This window comes from Amycolatopsis sp. NPDC047767 (genome assembly GCF_040704195.1).
GTDB lineage: Bacteria > Actinomycetota > Actinomycetes > Mycobacteriales > Pseudonocardiaceae > Amycolatopsis.
Genome location: NZ_JBEYSJ010000044.1, coordinates 1 through 18,508, shown reverse-complemented (window position 1 = coordinate 18,508; position 18,508 = coordinate 1). Strand labels below are relative to the sequence as shown.

The window sequence follows — 18,508 nt, the reverse complement described above, 5'->3', positions numbered from 1 at the left end:
GGGCACCGGCGCCGGTGGTTCGGCGCGGTGGAACTCAAGGGGAACTCAGGGGAGGGAAATCCCGTGGACGACACCGTTCTGGTCGCCGACCACGAGCGTGCGGCCGTCGATCACCGGCCGGCCGAACGTGTAGACGAGGCTCTGCTGCAGCCAGCCCAGCCGGGCGCCGTCGGAGAGCCGCACGCCGATGACCTTGCCGTCGACGGTCAGCACCCACGCCGTGCCGTCGCTGATCGCCACGCCCGCGTTGAACACGCGCAGCGCGAGATTGGTCGTCCACAACGGTTTCCCGGTGGCGAGGTCGACCAGCGTCAGCACACCCCACTCGGTGGTCAGCAGCACGCTGGAGCCGACGACCAGCGCGGGCGCGTACATCGCGCTGCCGGCGACGGTCCAGCGCAGGGCGCCGGTGGCGCGGTCCAGAGCGATCGCACTCGACACGGTGGCGAAGACGACCACGTCACCGCCGAGCGCCGCCACGGTGTCCCAGCCGCTGTACAGCGCGATGTGGTTCTCGACACCGGACACCATCTGGTAGGCCCACAGTTCCTTGCCCGTACGCGCGTCGTGCGCCCGTGCGTAACCGTCGGCCGCCGAGGTGTACACGCGCTCGCCATCGCTCGCGGCCTGCCCGGATGAGAATCCGCGCGCCGGCACGGACCAGCGGCGCCGGCCGTCGGTACCGACCGCGAACAGCGCCTGCCCCGCCGAGAACACGACCTGCTCGTGGCCGTCCACAGTGGAGACCAGCGGTGCGCTCAGGACCGGGGCGTTCGCGTCGAACGTCCACACCCGGCGTCCACTGTGCACGTCCAGCGCGTACAGGTGGTGGTCGACCGACGGGACGAAGGCCAGCGTGCCGTGGACTGCCGGGCGCCGGTAGACCGGGCCGAGCTGCGTGCGCCACGCCCGCTTCCCGCCGCGGCGCAACGCCGTCACCTCACCGGCCGAAGAAGCGGCGAGCACCAAGCCGTCCGCGGCGAGGGTCACGCCGCCCTGCACCGAACCCGGAAGCTGCTCCTGCCACCGGTCGACGGGGTCGCCGGCCACCGCGGGCACGGTGAACAGCGCGACCTGCTCCCACCAGCTGCCGTCGGCCGCGTTCACGCGCACCTGAAGGCGCTGCCGGCCCGGAGCCAGCGCCGAGACGTCGACGCTGCCGGTCCAGCGGTCCCCCGAACCCCTGAGCGGCAACCACGCGCCGGGGCTCGTGCCGCCGAACACGGCCTGCGGATACGGCTGCACGCCGACCTGCTGCGTGGCCGACGCGCGCACCTCGACCGGCAGCGAGCCACCGGAAACCTTGCCCACGTGGACGTATCGCGGCCGCTGCTCGCGACCCTGCCCGCCCCCGGTCAGCGGCACGGTCGCGAACGGCGCCTCGGTGTCGGTCCCGTCCGCGGCCACGGTGACCCGCTTGACGTCCAGCACCGCGGTGCCGTCGGCGGCCGTCGTCTTCTCGGCCCAGTAGTAGAACGGGCCGTTGCGCACGGCGTTCAGCGTCACCTGGGTGAGGCCGTTGAAGCGGGTGACGTCCTCGCGGTGGACGTGACCGGCGATGACCCCGCGCAGGTTGTGCTCCGCCAGCACGTCGAGCACCGCCGGCTGGTCGTCGACGTAGTAGAACTGGTTGCCGAACGGGAAGTGCTGGAACAGCACCACGGGCGTGTCCCGGTGCACGCGACGCAGGTCGCGCTCGAGCCAGTCGAGGCCGGCGGGCCCGTAGTGCCCGGGCTCCTGCAGCACCTGCGTCGGGTCGAAACCGACGAAGTGGACGCCGCCGGCGTCGAACGAGTACGGCGTCGGCCCGAAGTGGCTGTGGAACTCCTCCTTGGCCGACGGGTCCCACCGCGTCTCGTGGTTGCCCGGCGAGTAGTGGATCTTGCCGCGCAGCGCGGCGGGCAGCACCTTGCCGTACTGCTCGTACTCGTCGGGCAGGCCGGTGTCGGTGATGTCGCCGCAGTGCAGCACGAGGTCCGGGTCGCGGCGCGCGATCGAGGCGTACACCTGGGTCAGCCACGTGGTCGACTGCGGGCTCGTGGTGTTCACGTGCGTGTCGGAAACGGCGGCGAACTTCAGGCGGTTTCCGGGCCGGCCCGGCGTGGCGTCCGCCGGTGCGGCGCCGAGCAGCGTGGCCAGCGCCGGGGCCGCCACCGCCCCCGCGGCAAGCCCGAAGAACGCCCTTCGGTGCAGTCCGTCGTGGCGGCAGGGCTCGTCGACCATCAGGTTCCTCCATTCGTGAAGCTGAACCTGCCAACCTTCACCCGATTGGGTAACGCCGAACTGACGCACCGCCGTGGGGAGGCTGAACGACGGACCAAGCTCTGCCGGGCCGTGCGGCGTTACGTGAGACTGATCGCGTTTTTCGCTCGGTCCACCGACTCCTCGGCCGCCGGACCGCCGGGGTTCTCGGTCGCCAGCGCCTGGTTCGCGGCGACGAACGGGCGCAACCGGCTCTCGTAGGCGGCGAACGCGGCGGTGTGGTCGTCGTGGCGGGCGAGCTCGTCGGCGAGCACGTACGCGCCGACGAGGGCGAGGCTGGTGCCCTGGCCCGAGAGCGGCGACGCGCAATAGCCCGCGTCCCCGAGCAGCGTCACGCGGCCGGTGCTCCAGGAGTCGAGGTGGATCTGTTGCATGGCGTCGAAGTAGAAGTGGGACGCACCGGTCATTTCGGACAGCAGGCGCGGCACCTCCCAGCCCGTGCCCGCCAGCTTCTTCGCCACGATTTCCTTCTGCGCCAAGACATCGCGGTGGTCGTACGACAGCGGCGCGGACGCGAACCCGAGCGTCACCCGAAGCTCGGCGTTGTCGTGCACCGGGTACACGGCGCCGCCGGTTTCGCCGTCGCGGAACCAGACCTGCCAGTTGTCCAGACCGAGGAGGTTGGGCGTCGGGAAGATCGCCAGGTACTGCCCGAGGTGCTGCGCGAACCGCTCCTCCGGGCCGAACGCCAGCCGCCGGACGGCGGAGTGCAGGCCATCGGCACCGACGACGAGGTCGAACGTGCGGAAGCCACCGCGCTCGAACTCCACCCGTACGCCGTGTTCGTCCTGCCGCAAGGCGGTGACGGAATCGTCGAAGACGTACTCGACGTCGGCCGCGGTTGCCTTGTACAGCAGGGAAACCAGGTCGTCGCGGACCAGTTCCACGTCGGGGATGTCCAGGCGGCCGCTGCTGTAGGTCTGCTCCTCCGAGCGGAACAGCTCGGCACCGGAACCGTCCACCACGGACATTCCGCGCATCCGCGTCCGCACCGCGCGCACCTGCTCACCGAGCCCCATCCGGTCGACCACGTCGAGCGCCACCCCGCGCACGTCGACCGCCTGGCCGCCCTCCCGCAGGCCGGGCGAGCGCTCGACGACGGTCACCGAGAACCCGGCCCGGCGGAGCCAGTAGGCCAGCGTCGGACCGCCGATGCCGGCGCCGGAGACGAGGACGTTACGCATGGTTTCCTCCAGGTGTTCGTCGTATCCTTACGGACCACACACTGGCTTCGGCCAGGGAAACATGCCAAAACTGACCTAGTACAGATGGTCAGCTGTACTGGTACAGATCGGAGCCGAGGGATCGCCGAGCAGCGTTACCTGGAGATCGCCGCGGAGCTGCGCCGCCGGATCGCCGACGGGGAGCTCGTGCCGGGTGCGAAGGTGCCCTCGACGCGCCGGATCGCCGTCGAATGGGGCGTCGCGACGGCCACCGCGGCCAAGGCGCTCGCCACACTCGGCCAGGAAGGGCTGGTGCGGGCCGAACCGCGGTCCGGCACCGTCGTCGCGGGCCGGAAAGCCGAGCCGAGGGCACGCCCGCGGCCACCGGGCCTGTCGCGCGAGCGGATCGTGCGGACGGCCATCACGATCGCCGACGAAGAGGGCCTCGCCGCGTTGTCCATGCGGGGAGTGGCGGCGCGGCTGGGCGTGGCGGCGATGGCGCCGTACCGCTACGTCGGCGGCCGCGACGAGCTGGTACTGCTCATGGCCGACGCGGCCTTCGGCGAACGCGGCTACCCCGCGCGGCCGTCGGGCGACTGGCGGACGCGGCTCGAACTGACCGGTCGCACCCTGTGGGCGCTGTACCGGCGGCACCCGTGGCTCGCGCAGCTGTCGCCGATCACGCGCCCGCTGCCGCTGGCCAACCTGGCCACGCACGCGGAGCAGGCGCTGTCGGCGCTCGACGGCTTCGGTCTGTCCGCCAAGCAGCTGTGCGACCTGCACGTGCTGTTCTTCAGCTACATCCAGGGCGTCGCCGTCCATCTCGAACGCGAGCGGCACGCGGCCGGCACGTCGGGGCTGACCGAGGACGAATGGCTGGCCACGCAGGCGCCCGGCCACACGGCGATCATGGCCGGCGGGCGCCATCCCGTCTTCACGCGGATGCTCACGACGCTGGAAGAGGACGGTTACGACCTGGATCTCGACGAGCTTTTCGAGCTCGGGCTGCGCTCGCTGCTCGACGGCGTCTCGCTGCGGCTGGCATGAGAAAACGCGCCCACCTCGGGGTAGGTGGGCGCGTTTTCCCGGACCGAGGCGTCAGTCCGCGATCTGGAGCACCACGCGGATGTTGGCCTTCGGCATGTGCTGGTAGGCCTCCTCGGCCTTCTCCAGGGGGAACACCTCGTACACGGGCCGGATGCCACGCAGCACGGCGAAGTTCAGCGTGTCCTCGCTGTCGCGGGCCACGCCGCTGTACCAGCCGGAGAGGTTCAGCCGGTAGTCCGCCAGCGTGTGGCCGGTGACCTGGATCGGGTTCTGGCCTTCGAGCACGATCACCTGGCCGTTGGGGCGGATGCCGTTGATCAGCTCCGACTGCATCTCGGCGCGGTCGACCGTGCCGAGGATCACCGAGGCGCCGCCCATCTTCTTCAGGGACTCGCCGACGCTGCCTTCGTTGCTGTCGATGTACTCGTCCGCGCCGAGATTGCGGGCCAGCTCCTCCTTGGCGCGGCCGCGGTTGATCGCGACGGTGCGGAAGCCCATCTTGTTGGCGAACTGCACGGCGAGGTGGCCGACGCCACCCACACCTTGCACGGCGACGAGATCACCGGGGCCGGCCTTGGCGTGGCGCAACGCGTTGAAGGCGGTGATGCCGGCGCACATCAGCGGCGAGGCCTCGGCGAACGTCAGGCCTTCGGGGATCCGGGCGACCGCGTCCTCGGGGGCGACCATGTACTCGGCATAACCGCCGTCGAAGGACGTGCCCGTGATCGTGCGGCTGTCGCAGTTGACGAAGTCGCCGCGGCGGCAGTACTCACACGTGAAGTCGACCCCGCCGGACCAGCCCACCCCGACCTTGTCGCCGACCTTCCACAGGGTCACGGCGTCGCCGACCGCGTCGACGACACCCGCGATCTCGTGCCCGGGCACGCGCGGCAACTTGGTGCCGAACAGCGCCATGCGGGGGATGATCTCGCCGCCGCACACGCCGCACGTGTGCACCTTCACCCGCACCTGGTTGGGCTTCGGCTCGGGGATCGGCAGTTCGACCTGCACGAACGGGCCACCCGGTTGCTGAACCTGAGCCGCGCGCATTGTCCCTGTCATTTTCCCACAATTCCTTTCGGTGGTCAGTGCATTCCGCCGTCGCAGACGAGCTGCTGTCCGGTGATCAACGCGGCTTCGTCTCCGGCGAGAAATGCCGTCACACCCGCGACGTCTTCCGTGGTGCCCAATCGCCCGATCGGGACCATTTCGATCAAACTGCGCTTGTATTCGTCGTTGGCCGGGTCGGTGAAAATCCCGGCGCCGTCGATCGGGCCGGGCACCACCGTGTTCACGGTGACGCGGCGCGGGCCGAGCTCCATCGCGAGCACCTTCACCAGGTATCCGGTGGCGACCTTGCTGGTGCCGTAGAGGCCGACGCCCAGCTGCGGAACCGTGGTGGTGTTCGAGGAGATGGTGATGATGCGGCCACCGTCGGCGATGCGGCGGGCGGCCTCGCGCAGCACGAAGTACGGGCCCTTGGTGTTCACCCGGAAGAGGAGATCGAAGTCTTCTTCCGTGACGTCCGTGACGGGGATGTTGACCTTTTCCATTCCCGCGTTGGCCACGACGATGTCGATCTTGCCGAACTCGGCCACGGCCGCGTCGTACAGGTCGACGATGCCGTCCACCTGAGACACATCGGCCGCGTGCACCAGCGCCTTCACACCGTGCGCTTCGGCCGCCTTTTTCACCTCTTCCGCGGCGGTTGCGTCGCGGGAGTAGTTGATGACCACGTCGGCGCCCTGCTCCGCCAGCCGGAGCACGATGGCCCTGCCCAGGCCTTTCGACGATCCCGTGACGAGGGCCACTTTACCGCTCAGACTCATAGGTGCTCCCCTGTGTCAATACAGCTATGGTCCGGCCGGGATGCGGGAAAGGGAAACACCGGATCCTTGTGGTTGCCACAACGAACCGTTGTGGCGAGGATCGGGCGGTGGACCTGAATCTGCGCCTGCTCAAAGCCCTCGAAGCCGTGGCCGACGAGGGCAGCATGACTCGCGCGGCCGGGCGGCTCATGATGACTCAGCAGGCGGTCAGCGGGCAGATCCGGCAGCTCGAGCGCGTGGCCGGCACCCCGCTGGTCCGGCGCCGGTCCTCCGGCGTCGAGCTCACCCCGGCGGGGCAGGTGTTCCTGAAGCAGGGGCGCGAACTGCTCAGCGCTTGCTCGGCGATGGTCTCGGAGGCGCGGCTCGTCGGTTCGGGCCTGTCCGGGCGGCTGCGGATCGCGTTCAAGGCGCAGAGCACCGCGCACTTCCTGCCCGACGTCGAGTCGTCGCTGCGCCGCGTCGCGCCCGACGTGCAGGTCGACGCCCTCGCCGTCCACACGCTGCCCGACGAGCTCGACGCGCTGGCCGCGGGCACCGCCGACGCCGCGTTCCTGTGGCTCCCCATCGGCGACGACCGCCGGTTCGTCGCGCACTGGCTGCTCGACGAGCCGCGCTGGGTCGCGCTGCCGCCCGGGCACCCGCTGGCCACGCGGACGTCGCTGAAGGTGGCGGATCTGGTGTGCGAACCGATCGTCGGACCGCGCGACGGGATGCCCGAGGCGGTGGTGAAGTTCTGGTTCATCGACCCGCGGCCGGACGGCACCCGCGCGGTCTACGGGCCGCAGGGCCGCACGCCGGAGGAGTGCCTGCACCACGTGGCGGCCGGGCGCGGCTCGTGGATCGCGCCGGCGTCGACGGCCGCGTACTTCCCGTACCCGCGGCTGGTGTGGCTGCCCCTGGAGGACGCGGCGCCGTTGGGGCTGGCGCTGATCTGGCTGCGGGAGAATTCGAACCCGCTGCTGGACCTGCTGTTGGAGGAGAGCAAGCGGGTGACGCGGCCGACTCCGGCGTGAGTGCGGACCGCGGGTCCTTTTCGGACTGTGGGGCCGGGTCGGTCGTCTCCGTGGAGGTGCCGGTGTCGGTTGACGGCGGTGATCAGCCGCTGGTGGTCCTTTGGCTCGGTCGTTCTCCGGGATTTCGCTACGTCGGCGATGACGTCGCCGCGGCCGCTTCGTGATCACATTGGATTGTCGGGGGCGACCTCTATGCTGTGTGTGTCCGGTTGATGACGGAGGGGGATCGGGCGTGGTTGAGTCACCGATGCCGCAGGGGCGCGTGCTGGCTTTCGTGCTCGCAGGTGTTGCCGGGGTGTGCGAAGTGCTGCTGGTGTGGAACGAGATCGCGGAGCTGAGCTACAACTTTGATTTAAACCCCGGGCCCTATTTCCACCTGGTGATCGCTTTGCTCGGCCTCGGCGTGCTTCTGGGCGCGGCGCTACTGGCCGCGCGCCGGCCACGGGTGGCGCGGGTGTTGATGCTGGGCGCGGTCGTGCAGGTGGTCCTCGCGGTACCCGGCTCGATGCGGATCCTGGGGATCCGGCGGGCAAGTGCCTTCGACGACGTGTTCCTGCCGGCCGGGTTGGCCGCGGTGATCGCGGTGCTGCTGTGGGTGCCCGCCGTGGCGGTGACTCTGCCGGAGGTCATGCCACGCTTCGCCGGCGGGCCGGGCTGGCAGCCGGGGTACGGCGGCGGTCCGGCAGGTTGGCCGGGCGCGGGGATGCCGGGGGCGGTTCCTGGCCAGCAGTGGCAAGGGGTTCCGGGGCAGACGATGGCCGGGCCGGTTGTTGGGCAACAGTGGCAAGGGGTTCCCGGGCAGGCGATGGCCGGGCCGGTTCCTGGGCAACAGTGGCCGGGCGCCGCTGGTGCCGGGTATGCGTGGCCGAGCGCGGTCCCGGGACAGATTCCCGGAGCCGCAATGCCGGGCTCCGCTCCTGGACAGCAATGGCCCGGCCCCGGCGGTGCGCGGCAAGCGTGGCCGGGCAGCGCGATACCGGGGCAGGTCCCTGAAGGCGCAATGCCGGGCTCCGTTCCAGGACAGCAATGGCCCGGCGCCGGTGGAGGTGGGCAAGCCTGGCCGGGCGGCGCAATGCCGGCCGGGCCGGCATCACAGGGGTTCGTGCCACCCGGTCCGGAGTGGGTCGGCTCGGTGCCGCCAGGACCGCAGGTGCCGGGGTCCGGCGCGCCAGCAGCACCGCAGCAGCAGTACCCGCCGCCCGGGCCGTATCCGCCGGCGTCGCGCTGAGCGGCGTCCGGGCGGGGGCGGAAAAACCGGGGTTCGCCGGGCGGGGTGAGGCCTTAAGGTTCCAGGCATGGGTCAGGTGTTGCCGGTCGAGTTCAGTGACGGCGAGGTGCGCGAGATCGAGCGGCAGGCGGCCGCCGAGGGGCGGAGCCTGCAGGAGTACGTGCGGGAGACGCTGATGGCCGCCGTGACGTCGCGCGCGCAGCAGCGTGCGACGGTGCTCGACCACGTGCTGGACGCGAGCGCGGGCCTCAACGAGCGGCTGGCGCGATGACCGAGTACCTGACGATCCACGACCTGATGGTCGTCGCGCGGCGGGTGGTGCGCGGCGAGCTCGCGGTGCGCGACACGGGCATCCTGGCGGCCGCCGCAGCGCGCCCGCGCACGTCGGTGTTCGGCGAGGACGCCTACCCCGGCGTGTGGGAGAAGGCGGCCGCCCTCATGGAGTCGCTCGGCCGCGGCCACCCCCTCATCGACGGCAACAAACGCCTCGCCTGGACCGCCACCTGGTTCTTCCTCGGCCTCAACGACAAACCCCTCCGCACGCCCCTCGACGAGGACGCCGCCGAACCCTTTGTCCACGACGTCGTCCAGGGCAACCTCGACCTGCCCCGAATCGCGTCCCGCCTGGCCGACTTCGCCTAGCCACGCGGCCACGTCTCACCGACGTCGCCCATCGGCTCGAAGGCGGGAACTCCACCGAGAGAGACCGAACCTCTCGTGGCCGGACGCACCCTGCCGTGGGCCCGGGCGAAGTGTCACCGAGCGCCGGCCTCCCACTGTGCCGTCTGCGCGTCGACCAAAGCCGTCAAGTTGCCCAACGTCAGGGAGAAGTCGTCGACGTGGAGGCCGAGGCCGCCGCTGGACGGGGGGCCGACCAGGGTGTCGCCGCCGGTGAGTTGGAGCCAGGAGGCGGTGCCGCCGGGGACGGGGCGGAAGGTGCAGGCTCCGGAGAACTCGCCGGGGTAGCGGGCAAAGCCGGTGGGGAACGTCGGCAGAGAGGCGCCGAGGAGGACGGCGGTGAGGTGGCCGTTGGGGAGAAGAGCGTTGCCCTGCACCAAAGTCCGGGTCGGGAGCCGGGTGTCGAGTGGGGTGGTCGCGTCGGGAGCGGTGCCGGCGAGCAGGGCGGCGGGGTTGGTGCAGAGGATGCGGTGGCCGGGCGTCGAGGAGAGGCCGAAGGTGGAGCCGGGCGGCGGGACCGTTCCCGCGGGTTGCTTGTACGACGAGTAACCGGCCACGCAGCCGACCGGCGCCGGCACGGCAGCCGACGCGCGCGAGCACACCGGCAGGTGCTGGAAAGCCGCGTCCGGGTCGGAGCCGCCGCCGGAGGGGCGGTCGGTGGGGACCTGGACGTTGCCGCCGAGAAGCAGCGCGCTCACCAACGAAGGCTGTACGTCGGGGTGGCCGTCCACGCGGTCGCGCAGGAGCGAGGCCGCGTCGGCGGCTCCCTGCGAGTGGCCGATCACGACCACCCCGCGGCGACGGTGCGTGACCGGGTCGATGTTGTAGTCGCGCCAGTAGGTGTCCCACGCCTGTTCGACGTCTTCGAGGCCCAGCGCGTAGTCGGGGTCCGTGCCGGTGAGCACGCCGACGATGTGCGCGGCCAGCGGGGCCTGCCGGTACTCGGGCACGAACATGCGGCAGTGGCTGAGCAGCGGACCCACCTGGGCGTAGGTGACGGCGGCCGCGGCGTCGTCCGGGCCGGGTGGCAGCGAGCCGATCTGCAGCGCCGGGTTCGAGAGCAAGTCGACGGTCGGGTAGACGTAAAAACAGTCCACCGGAGGGGCCGCCGGCGGCTCGAACGGTTCCACCACACTCGCACCGGGCTCCACCCGAGTGGTGTCGAACGTCACCCGGCCGGGCGACGCGGGGTAGCCGGCCGTGAAGCTGCCGCCGGGCGTCGCGATCTGCGGGTCACCCGCCAGGTTCTGGTTGCACGGGTTCGCGGCCATCCCCGGCAGGCACACCCACACCGGGTGGTCGAGCGGCGCCGTGCCCGGCGGTGGCGCAGCGGCGGCGGCCGGGACGGCGGCCGCGAGGCCGAACACGGTCGTGAGTGCCAGCAGGATCACGCTTTTCCGCACGCTCGAACGCTCCTTCACCGGGTGGACGGGTCCCCCGTAGGCTGGCAGGAGCGAAGCCGATCCGGGAGGTGAGTCGTGCCGTCACTCAATCCGTTGCGCCTGCTGCGCAAGTGGACGGACTGGTTCGAAAACCGCGGCGTGTACATCCCCGGCGAGGAGAGCCGCGCGGTCGACCCGGTGCGTGACTTCGGGTGGCTCATGGTCGCGTGGGGCGCCGGCGTGGCGATCTTCATCCTCTTGTTCGCCTTCGCCGTTTAAGTGGCACATCGGTGACGACTGTCACCCGGAGTGCCCTTTCGGTCACGGATCGGCCACGGCTGTACACCAGGTCCGCGTCTTCGTGCGCGCGCACGTGCACATGCAGGGACAGTGGAGCGGGTCGACTTCGGTCACTACGCCGAACGGCCCGAGACCCCGCCCCGACTGGAGTAAACCGAGATGGCGCCCGCGCGCACCCCCCAGCTGTTGCTCTCCGCCTGTTTGCTGATGGCGGTGGCGGCCTGCGGGGTCGACGCGCAGGAAGGCACGGCGGCGCTCGGCGGTGGCGGCGCCCCCGCGAAGGCCGCGGCCGCGCAGACTCCGCGTGACCTGCAGTTCGGCGCGGAACACCGGTTCGCCAGCGGCCTCACGATCTCGGTGTCCGCCCCGCAGTCGTTCCAGCCCAGCCCCGCGGCGTACCCGCGCAGCTCGCGCGCGGCGTCGTTCGGCATCGAGATCACCAACAACGGCGCGGATTCGTACCGCTTGTCCGGCCTCACGGTCGTCGCGATGATCAACGGACGCCCGACCAAACAGGTCGTCGACGCCACCCAGGGCCTCGGCGGCATCACCGACGCGGGCAAAGACCTGCAGCAGGGCCGCTCGGCGCAGCTGACGCTCGCGTTCGCCGTGCCCGACCGCACCACGCAGCTCACGGTGCAGCTGCGACCCAGCGCGAGCGAGCCCGCCGTGGCCACGTACTGCGGCGCCGTCTGATCACCAACCCGGCCAAAAGCCGCCTGGCGCCCACGTGGCACGTAACCGTTGCCACGAGGCCATTCGGCCGTGGCTGTGGTCGGATTGGCAACGATCGGCACAGTACGCTGCGTTCATGACCGAGCAGCGACTCTCCCCCGGCGACGCCGCCCCCGACTTCACCCTGCCCGACAGCACGGGCAAGAGCGTCTCCCTCAGTGACTTCCGCGGCCAGTCCGTCGTCGTGTACTTCTACCCGAACGCCGGCACGCCCGGCTGCACCAAGCAGGCCTGCGACTTCCGCGACAGCCTCGCCCAGCTCAACGACGCCGGCTACCAGGTCCTCGGCATCTCCCCGGACAAGCCGGCGAAGCTCGCGAAGTTCGTCGAGAACGAGCAGCTGACCTTCCCCCTGCTCTCCGACGAGGACAAGCACGTCCTCACCGCGTGGGGCGCCTTCGGTGAGAAGAAGAACTACGGCCGCGTCTACCAGGGCGTCATCCGCTCCACCTTCATCGTCGACGCGGACGGCAAGATCGCGCACGCCTTCTACAACGTCCGCGCGACCGGTCACGTCGCGAAGCTGATCCGCGACCTCGGCATCGCTGCCTGAGCTGCCTGACGCGCACCAGCCGCCCGGGCGAGGGGTTCACTCTGGCGGGCCGGCGGCGGGGAAGCGCAGCGTGAACGTCGACCCCTCACCCAGCGTGCTCTCCACAGAGACCGTCCCGCCGTGGGCTGCCGCCAGGTTGCGGACGATGGCGAGCCCCAGGCCGCTGCCGCCGCTCGCGCCGCGGGTGCGGGCCTTGTCGGCGCGCCAGAAACGGTCGAAGACGTGCGGCAGGTCGTCGGCGGCGATGCCGATGCCGGTGTCGGCGACGGAGAACACGACGTCCGCGTCGACGCGGGCGGCGCTCACCGTGACGGTGCCGCCGTGAGGGGTGTGGCGGACGGCGTTGGACACGAAGTTGTCGATGGCCTGCCGCAGGCGCACCGGGTCCGCTGTGACGGCCGGGTCGGCCATCGGCTGCACGACCAGCCGGACGCCCGCCGCGTCGGCGCGGGCGGTGTGGGCCGCGGCGAGCTGGGTGAGCAGGGAGTTGGCGTCGATGGGCTCGGGGTGCACGCGCAGGGCTCCGGCGTCGGCGAGGGCGAGGTCCTGCAGGTCGTCGACGATGTGCTGCAGGTGCAGCGCCTCTTCGAGCAGCGACGCGACGAGCTCGTCGTCGAGGCGGCTCACGCCGTCCTGTGTCGCCTCCAGCCAGCCGCGGATGTTGGACAGCGGCGTGCGCAGCTCGTGTGCGATGTCGCTGACCATGGCCTTGCGCGCGGTCTCCAGCTTCTCGCGCGCCTCCGACATGTCGTTGAACGCCCGCGCCAGCCGCGCGATCTCGTCCTTGCCCTTCACCTTCACGCGCGCACCGGCCTCGCCCGCCTCCATGCGCTGGGCCGCGCCCGTGAGCGCGTGCAGCGGCCGGATGAGCCGGATCGACGCGAGCCCGGTGGCCACGACCGTGAGCACGAGGATCGCGCCCGCCACCTCGGCCAGGCGCACCTGGTTGTCCGCCGACAGCGTGAATCCGCTCGGCGGCTGGTCACTGCCCTTTTCGGTGATGTAGAGCCACGCCGCGGGCGCGACGTAGGGCGTCAGCTGCTCGCGACGCGCGGAGGTCACGCAGTTCTGTGTGACGGTGTCCGTCGCGCCGGTCTCGGGCCCGATGAACGTCCACGACAGCGACAGCTGCGCCGCCGGCGCGCTCTGGTCGCTGCGGCCGAGGCAGGCGTTCACGAGATCCGACAGCTTGTCGAGCGCCGCCTGCTCGGTGTCGGTGGGCTGCTCCAGGGTCGCGCCGTTGCACCGCGACAGCGCGAACGGGTCCTGGGCCACCACACGCGGGTGCCCAGCGGGCGATCTCTCGATGCTGCCGAGGCTCCCGCGCTCCTGCACACACCGGAGCACCCGCTGCGCGATGGCCGAAAGATCCGTTTTTTCGTTCTGCGGCAAGGCATACGGGCCCACCGCCTCGGGATCGATCCGGTCCGGGGTGGACTGCACGCCCAGCCCTGGGTCGACCGACAACGGGTCGATCACCACCGACGGCTGCGGCGGCAACCGGCCCGGATCGGCGTCGGAGCTCGCGATCACCTGGCCCTTGGGCGTCGCCAGCACCACACGCCGGCCGGTGGCTTCCGCGTAGCTGCGCACGACCTTGCCGACGCCGTCCCAGTTCGGGTGCGTGGCCGCGTAGCCGAGCAGGCCCTGGTAAATGGTGCCGTCGTCGGCGAAGACTTGGCCCTGCTCCTGACGGATCGCTCCCGTGGTGGTGCGCGCGGCCAGCCACGCCGTGGCCGCGATCGCGCACACCGCGACCAGCGCCGACACCGCGATCAGCCGGACGAGCAGGCTACGCCGCATCAGGCGGTCCCGCCGTGAGCTTGTAGCCGACGCCGTACACGGTCAGCAGCCGCTTGGGCTTGCGCGGCGCCGTCTCGATCTTCTTGCGCAGGTTCATCACGTGGACGTCGATCGCGCGCTGGGTGATGTAGCGGTCGAAGCCGTGCAGGTGCTCCAGCAGCTGCCCGCGCGTGAAGACCTGGTCCGGGTGCGCGGCCATCACCTCGAGCAGCCGGAACTCGCCGGGCGTGGTCTCGACCAGCTGCCCCGACACCGCCACCTCGTGCCGGCCGACGTCCACCGTCAGCGCGCCGACGCACAGCGGACCACCCGAGGGTACGACGCTTTTGGTGCGGCGCAACAAAGTCCGCACGCGGGCCATCAGTTCGCGCGGGCTGTACGGCTTGGTGATGTAGTCGTCCGCCCCGAGATCCAGGCCACGCAGCAGATCGTCCTCTGTGGACCGTGCGGTCAGCATCAGCACGGGCACGTCGGACTCGGCGCGCAGGATCCGGCACACCTCGAGCCCGTCCATGCCGGGCAGCATGACGTCGAGCACGAGCAGGTCCGGCGGGCGGCGGCGGACGAGGTCGAGCGTCTCGCGGCCGTCGGGCACGACCACCACCGAGTGGCGTTCCCGCTCGAGGTAGCGGCGGACGAGCTCCGCTTGCTTCGGGTCGTCCTCCGCGAGCACGATGTCTGCGCACATGCTGCGAGCATAAGGATCTCCGCCGGTGCGGGCGACCCAGCGCCGCGGGAACACCGGATCAGCACCGCTTCCTGACGGCTTCCTGACAATTCGCCGCGATAGTGGCCTCCGGACCCGCCGGCTCAGTCCACTTCGGACGCGCCGGGTGAGCGAAATCGGAGAAGCGATGATGGAGGCCGTCAGTGGCCGGTAAGTCCCGGCGGCGCACGATCGCCGTCTCAGCCTCGGCCGCCGTGGTGGTGCTGCTCGGCGTCGCCGCGTACGTGGCCATCGACCACGGCCGCGGCACGGCGGAAGCCGCGGCTCCCCCACCGGCCGTGACCACCGTGGCAGTGGCCAAGACCGATCTGTCGAACACGCGGACGTTCACCGGCACCCTCGGCTTCGGCACGCCGGAGCCGCTCAAGGGCGCGGGTGCCGGCGTGGTCACGCAGCTGCCGGACATCGGCACCGTGGCCCAGCGCGGGAAGCCGCTGTACTCCGTGAACGGCGTGGATGTGCCGGTGTTCTTCGGCGACACCCCGCTGTTCCGCAAGCTCGACAACCCCGACCTGACCGGCCCCGACGTCGCCACGGTGGCCGACAACCTCGCCCGCCTCGGCTACTCCGTCGGCGCTCGCGCGAAGGACCTGCAGAAGGCGAAGTTCACGTTCGCCGACGCGTTGAAGAAGTGGGAGAAGAAAGCCGGCCTGCCAGACACGGGCACGCTCGACGTCGGCCAGGTCGTGGTGCTGCCCGGCGAGGCGCGCGTGAACAGCGTGACGGCCCAGCTCGGCGACCCCGCCGCGGGCCCGCTGCTCACCACGACGCCGACGACCAAGGTCGTGGTCGCGCCCGTCGACGCGGCGGAGGTCGGCTCGGTCAAGACCGGCATGGCCGTGATGATGGTGCGCCCCGACGGCAAGGAGATCCCGGCGAAGGTGTCTTCGGTCAGCACCGCCGTGACCGGTGGCGACGCGTCGGGCGGCGACCCGACCCAGGGGCCGCCGAAGATCAACGTGACCGTGGTGCCCGTGAACGCGTCCGACGTCGCCGACCTCGACTCGGCTTCGGTGCAGGTCGAGGTGGCCACGGAGACCCACGCCGGGGTGCTGGCCGTTCCGCTCGGCGCGCTGGTCGCGTTGCGCGAAGGCGGGTACGCCGTGCAGCTGCAGGGCGGGAAGCTCGTGCCGGTGAAGACGGGCATGTTCGCCCGCGACCAGGTGGAGATCAGCGGCCCGGGCATCACCGAGGGCCTGCGGGTGGTGACGACCTCGTGACGCCGGTGCTGGCCCTGCGCGGGGTGAGCAAGCACTACCCCGGGGGCGTGAAGGCGCTCGACGACGTGTCGCTCGCCGTCGCCGAGGGCGAGCTGCTGGCGATCGTGGGACCGTCCGGTTCGGGCAAGTCGACGCTGCTGAACATCGTCGGCACGCTCGACCTGCCGACTTCCGGCACCGTCGAGCTCGGCGGCCAGGACGTGACGCAGCTGAGCGACCGGCGGCTGTCCGCGCTGCGCGGGCGGTGGCTCGGGTTCGTGTTCCAGCAGTTCCACCTCACCGACGGCCTCAGCGCGGCGGAGAACGTGGCCACCGGCCTGCTGTACGCGGGGGTGCCGCGCAGGCAACGTCGTCCGCTGGCTTTGGAGGCGCTCGGGCGGGTCGGGCTCGCGCACCGCGTGGACCACCGGCCGCACGAGCTCTCCGGTGGTGAACGCCAGCGGGTCGCCATCGCGCGGGCCGTGGTGAACGACCCCGCGCTCGTGCTCGCCGACGAGCCGACGGGCGCGCTCGACACCGCCAACGGCCGCGCCGTGCTGGAGCTGCTCCACGGCCTCAACGCCGAAGGAACGACCATCGCGATCATCACGCACGACCGCGACATCGCGGCGAGCCTGCCGCGGCGCATCGAGTTCCGCGACGGCCGGATCGTGCAGGACCTCGTGGTGAGTGCCGCGTGAGCACCGCACTCGACACGCGCCCGGTGCGCCTGGGCCTGCGCGACGTCCTGCGGCTCGGCCTGCTCGGCATCAGCACCCGGCGGCTGCGCGCGACCCTGTCGGCGCTCGGGATTTCACTCGGCATCGCCACGATGATCGTGGTCACCGGCATTCCCGCCTCCAGTCAGGCCGCGTTGCTGGACAAGCTGACGGCGCTGGGCACGAACATGCTGCGCGCCGAACCGCAGCCGAACCAGACGCCGCCGGTGCTGCTGCCGGAGTCGTCCGTCGGCAGCGTCGCCCGGATCGGCCCGGTGACGACGGCGGCGGCCGTCGCGAACACGCACCAGACCGTGCGGCGTTCCGATCTGACCGACCCGCTGGACGGCTCGGGTCTCGCCGTGCTGGCGAGCAGCCCGGACCTGCTGTCCGCGCTCAACGGCACCGTGCAGAGCGGCAAGTTCCTCGACGCGGCAACGCAAAACCTGCCCGCGGTCGTGCTCGGCTACGTCGCGGCTTCGCGGCTCGGAATCCCCGCGGTGACGCCCGGGCGGCCCGCGCCGATCGTGATGATCGGCAAGCAGTGGTACACCGTGACGGGGGTGCTGGCGCCGATGCCGCTCGCACCGGACATCGAGCGCGCGGTGCTCGTGGGCTGGGGCTCGGCGAAGCAGTTCCTCGGCTTCGACGGTCACCCGACGGTGATCTACGTGAAGGCCCGCGAGGACGCGATTCCCGACGTACGCGCGGTTTTGCCCGCGACGTTGTACCCGCAGCTACCAGGGCTGGTGTCGGTGAGCCGGCCGTCGGATGCGTTGGCGGCGAAGCAGGCGAGCCAGACGACGTTCTCCGCGTTGTTCCTCGGGCTGGCGGGTGTCGCGCTGCTGGTCGGTGGGGTCGGCGTGGCCAACACGATGTTCATCTCGGTGCTGGAACGCCGCCGCGAAATCGGCCTGCGCCGCGCGTTGGGGGCGACGCAGGGGCAGATCCGCGGGCAGTTCCTCACGGAGGCCGTGGCGCTGTCAGGTCTCGGCGGTTTGGCGGGGACGGTGCTGGGGATCGTCGTGACGCTGCTTTACACGACGTACCAAGGGTGGCCGCCGGTCATCCCGCCGCTGTCCGTGGCCGGCGGCGTGGCGGGCGCGCTGGTGGTGGGGGCGCTGGCGGGGATCCACCCGTCGATCCGCGCGTCGCGGCTCACGCCGACGCAGGCGCTGGCAACGACATGAGGGGGCTTCGAATGTCCAAAGTGGTCTGGCTCGCGGGGTTGGTGCTGGTGCTGGCGGCGTGTTCGTCGCCGGCTGATCCCAGCCCTCAGGTCGCTTCGCTGGGTACGCCTTCGGTTTCGGCGCCCTCCTCGGCGCCTGCTTCGACGGACGCCGACAGCGGCCGCCCCCGCCACCGCGTCGACGAGTCGCCGGAGGACTCCCAGCGGCTCATCGAACCGTGGCGCACCTGCATGAAGGACCACGACGCGGACGTCGACCAGCAGCCCCACAGCATCGCGGGCGCCGAACAGTGGTCCAACGACCACCAGGCCGCCGGCGACGCGTGCCGGTCCAAGCTGCCCCTGCTGCCGTGGGGCGAGGACCCGGCGAACCCGGCGTACAAGGACAACCTGCACCGCCGGGTCTCTTGCATGACGTCGCAAGGCATGCACGTCGCCGAAGACCCGGACGACGACGAGTCCCCGTGGCACTACACGAGCAACAACCAGCCGCCGAACTCGGACAAGATCGAGCAGGGGTGCGAAGTCCAGGTGATGGGCCCGAGCGACAAGTAGCCGCCCCCGCCCCGATGCGGCGTTGGTTGCGTTCGACGCACCCCATGCGGCGTTCGGTGCGCTCAGTGCACCGAACGCCACCATGGGTGCTTGGGAACCAGCCCTGTCAACCCGTGGGGAGGTCGC

19 protein-coding genes are annotated in these 18,508 nt (G+C 71.1%); 12 read left to right on the top strand and 7 right to left on the bottom strand.

Annotated elements, in window-relative coordinates; all coding sequences use genetic code 11:
- Positions 1-45: 45 nt before the first annotated feature.
- The gene (locus AB0878_RS43815) at positions 46-2,223 is read right to left on the bottom strand and encodes a PQQ-binding-like beta-propeller repeat protein (RefSeq protein WP_366588193.1); all 2,178 of its coding nucleotides are present in this window, start codon (positions 2,221-2,223) and stop codon (positions 46-48) included.
- 119 nt (positions 2,224-2,342) lie between these two features.
- Entirely contained in the window at positions 2,343-3,446 is a 1,104-nt protein-coding gene (locus AB0878_RS43810; protein ID WP_366588190.1) for an FAD-dependent monooxygenase, read from the bottom strand.
- Positions 3,447-3,530: 84 nt separating this feature from the next.
- Here AB0878_RS43810 and AB0878_RS43805 point away from each other — a divergent pair, with 84 nt between their 5' ends.
- Positions 3,531-4,472, top strand: coding sequence for a TetR/AcrR family transcriptional regulator C-terminal domain-containing protein (locus tag AB0878_RS43805; RefSeq protein ID WP_366588186.1), 942 nt, complete (start codon positions 3,531-3,533; stop codon positions 4,470-4,472).
- A 51-nt stretch (positions 4,473-4,523) separates the two neighbouring features.
- On the opposite strand, the gene AB0878_RS43800 is transcribed toward AB0878_RS43805, so the two are convergent.
- Both AB0878_RS43800 and AB0878_RS43795 read right to left on the bottom strand, forming a co-directional pair.
- Complete coding sequence (locus AB0878_RS43800; RefSeq protein WP_366588183.1) at positions 4,524-5,534, bottom strand: alcohol dehydrogenase catalytic domain-containing protein; 1,011 nt, start codon at positions 5,532-5,534, stop codon at positions 4,524-4,526.
- Positions 5,535-5,557: 23 nt separating this feature from the next.
- Positions 5,558-6,301 (bottom strand): SDR family oxidoreductase, encoded by a 744-nt coding sequence (locus AB0878_RS43795; protein WP_366588180.1) that lies wholly within the window; start codon positions 6,299-6,301, stop codon positions 5,558-5,560.
- A gap of 107 nt (positions 6,302-6,408) precedes the next feature.
- Between AB0878_RS43795 and AB0878_RS43790 the strand changes: the two genes are divergently transcribed.
- The 4 genes from AB0878_RS43790 to AB0878_RS43775 all read left to right on the top strand — a co-directional run bounded on the left by AB0878_RS43790 (position 6,409) and on the right by AB0878_RS43775 (position 9,184).
- On the top strand, positions 6,409-7,314 hold the full coding sequence (locus tag AB0878_RS43790) for a LysR family transcriptional regulator (protein WP_366588178.1): 906 nt from the start codon (positions 6,409-6,411) through the stop codon (positions 7,312-7,314).
- Between the two features lie 232 nt (positions 7,315-7,546).
- Positions 7,547-8,542 (top strand): hypothetical protein, encoded by a 996-nt coding sequence (locus tag AB0878_RS43785; protein WP_366588175.1) that lies wholly within the window; start codon positions 7,547-7,549, stop codon positions 8,540-8,542.
- 67 nt (positions 8,543-8,609) lie between these two features.
- Entirely contained in the window at positions 8,610-8,813 is a 204-nt protein-coding gene (locus AB0878_RS43780) for a hypothetical protein (protein WP_366588172.1), read from the top strand.
- On the top strand, positions 8,810-9,184 hold the full coding sequence (locus AB0878_RS43775; protein ID WP_366588170.1) for a Fic family protein: 375 nt from the start codon (positions 8,810-8,812) through the stop codon (positions 9,182-9,184). Before AB0878_RS43780 ends, AB0878_RS43775 begins: the two co-directional genes overlap by 4 nt.
- A gap of 113 nt (positions 9,185-9,297) precedes the next feature.
- Here the strand turns inward: AB0878_RS43775 and AB0878_RS43770 are convergent, their stop codons facing one another.
- Positions 9,298-10,623, bottom strand: coding sequence for a DUF3089 domain-containing protein (locus tag AB0878_RS43770; RefSeq protein WP_366588167.1), 1,326 nt, complete (start codon positions 10,621-10,623; stop codon positions 9,298-9,300).
- 75 nt (positions 10,624-10,698) lie between these two features.
- Here AB0878_RS43770 and AB0878_RS43765 point away from each other — a divergent pair, with 75 nt between their 5' ends.
- From AB0878_RS43765 to bcp, 3 genes are all read left to right on the top strand, one after another.
- Positions 10,699-10,881: a hypothetical protein gene (locus tag AB0878_RS43765; protein WP_285972913.1), complete on the top strand. Its 183-nt coding sequence runs from the start codon at positions 10,699-10,701 to the stop codon at positions 10,879-10,881.
- Positions 10,882-11,061: 180 nt separating this feature from the next.
- Positions 11,062-11,598 (top strand): hypothetical protein, encoded by a 537-nt coding sequence (locus AB0878_RS43760; RefSeq protein ID WP_366588164.1) that lies wholly within the window; start codon positions 11,062-11,064, stop codon positions 11,596-11,598.
- Positions 11,599-11,713: 115 nt separating this feature from the next.
- Complete coding sequence (gene bcp / locus AB0878_RS43755; RefSeq protein ID WP_366588161.1) at positions 11,714-12,190, top strand: thioredoxin-dependent thiol peroxidase; 477 nt, start codon at positions 11,714-11,716, stop codon at positions 12,188-12,190.
- Between the two features lie 36 nt (positions 12,191-12,226).
- On the opposite strand, the gene AB0878_RS43750 is transcribed toward bcp, so the two are convergent.
- Together AB0878_RS43750 and AB0878_RS43745 are read right to left on the bottom strand one after the other, a co-directional pair.
- Complete coding sequence (locus AB0878_RS43750; RefSeq protein ID WP_366588158.1) at positions 12,227-13,993, bottom strand: HAMP domain-containing sensor histidine kinase; 1,767 nt, start codon at positions 13,991-13,993, stop codon at positions 12,227-12,229.
- A complete protein-coding gene (locus AB0878_RS43745; protein WP_366588155.1) occupies positions 13,983-14,681 on the bottom strand; it encodes a response regulator transcription factor in 699 nt (232 codons plus the stop codon). The genes AB0878_RS43750 and AB0878_RS43745 overlap by 11 nt, the downstream gene beginning before the upstream one ends.
- 182 nt (positions 14,682-14,863) lie before the next feature.
- Here AB0878_RS43745 and AB0878_RS43740 point away from each other — a divergent pair, with 182 nt between their 5' ends.
- From AB0878_RS43740 to AB0878_RS43725, 4 genes are read left to right on the top strand one after another with little or no spacing between them, the layout of a single operon-like run.
- Positions 14,864-15,940: a peptidoglycan-binding protein gene (locus AB0878_RS43740; RefSeq protein ID WP_366588152.1), complete on the top strand. Its 1,077-nt coding sequence runs from the start codon at positions 14,864-14,866 to the stop codon at positions 15,938-15,940.
- The gene (locus tag AB0878_RS43735) at positions 15,937-16,620 is read left to right on the top strand and encodes an ABC transporter ATP-binding protein (RefSeq protein ID WP_366588150.1); all 684 of its coding nucleotides are present in this window, start codon (positions 15,937-15,939) and stop codon (positions 16,618-16,620) included. The genes AB0878_RS43740 and AB0878_RS43735 overlap by 4 nt, the downstream gene beginning before the upstream one ends.
- Complete coding sequence (locus AB0878_RS43730) at positions 16,617-17,828, top strand: ABC transporter permease (protein WP_366588148.1); 1,212 nt, start codon at positions 16,617-16,619, stop codon at positions 17,826-17,828. The genes AB0878_RS43735 and AB0878_RS43730 overlap by 4 nt, the downstream gene beginning before the upstream one ends.
- Positions 17,829-17,839: 11 nt before the next feature.
- Positions 17,840-18,382, top strand: coding sequence for a hypothetical protein (locus AB0878_RS43725; RefSeq protein WP_366588146.1), 543 nt, complete (start codon positions 17,840-17,842; stop codon positions 18,380-18,382).
- Positions 18,383-18,508: the final 126 nt, after the last annotated feature.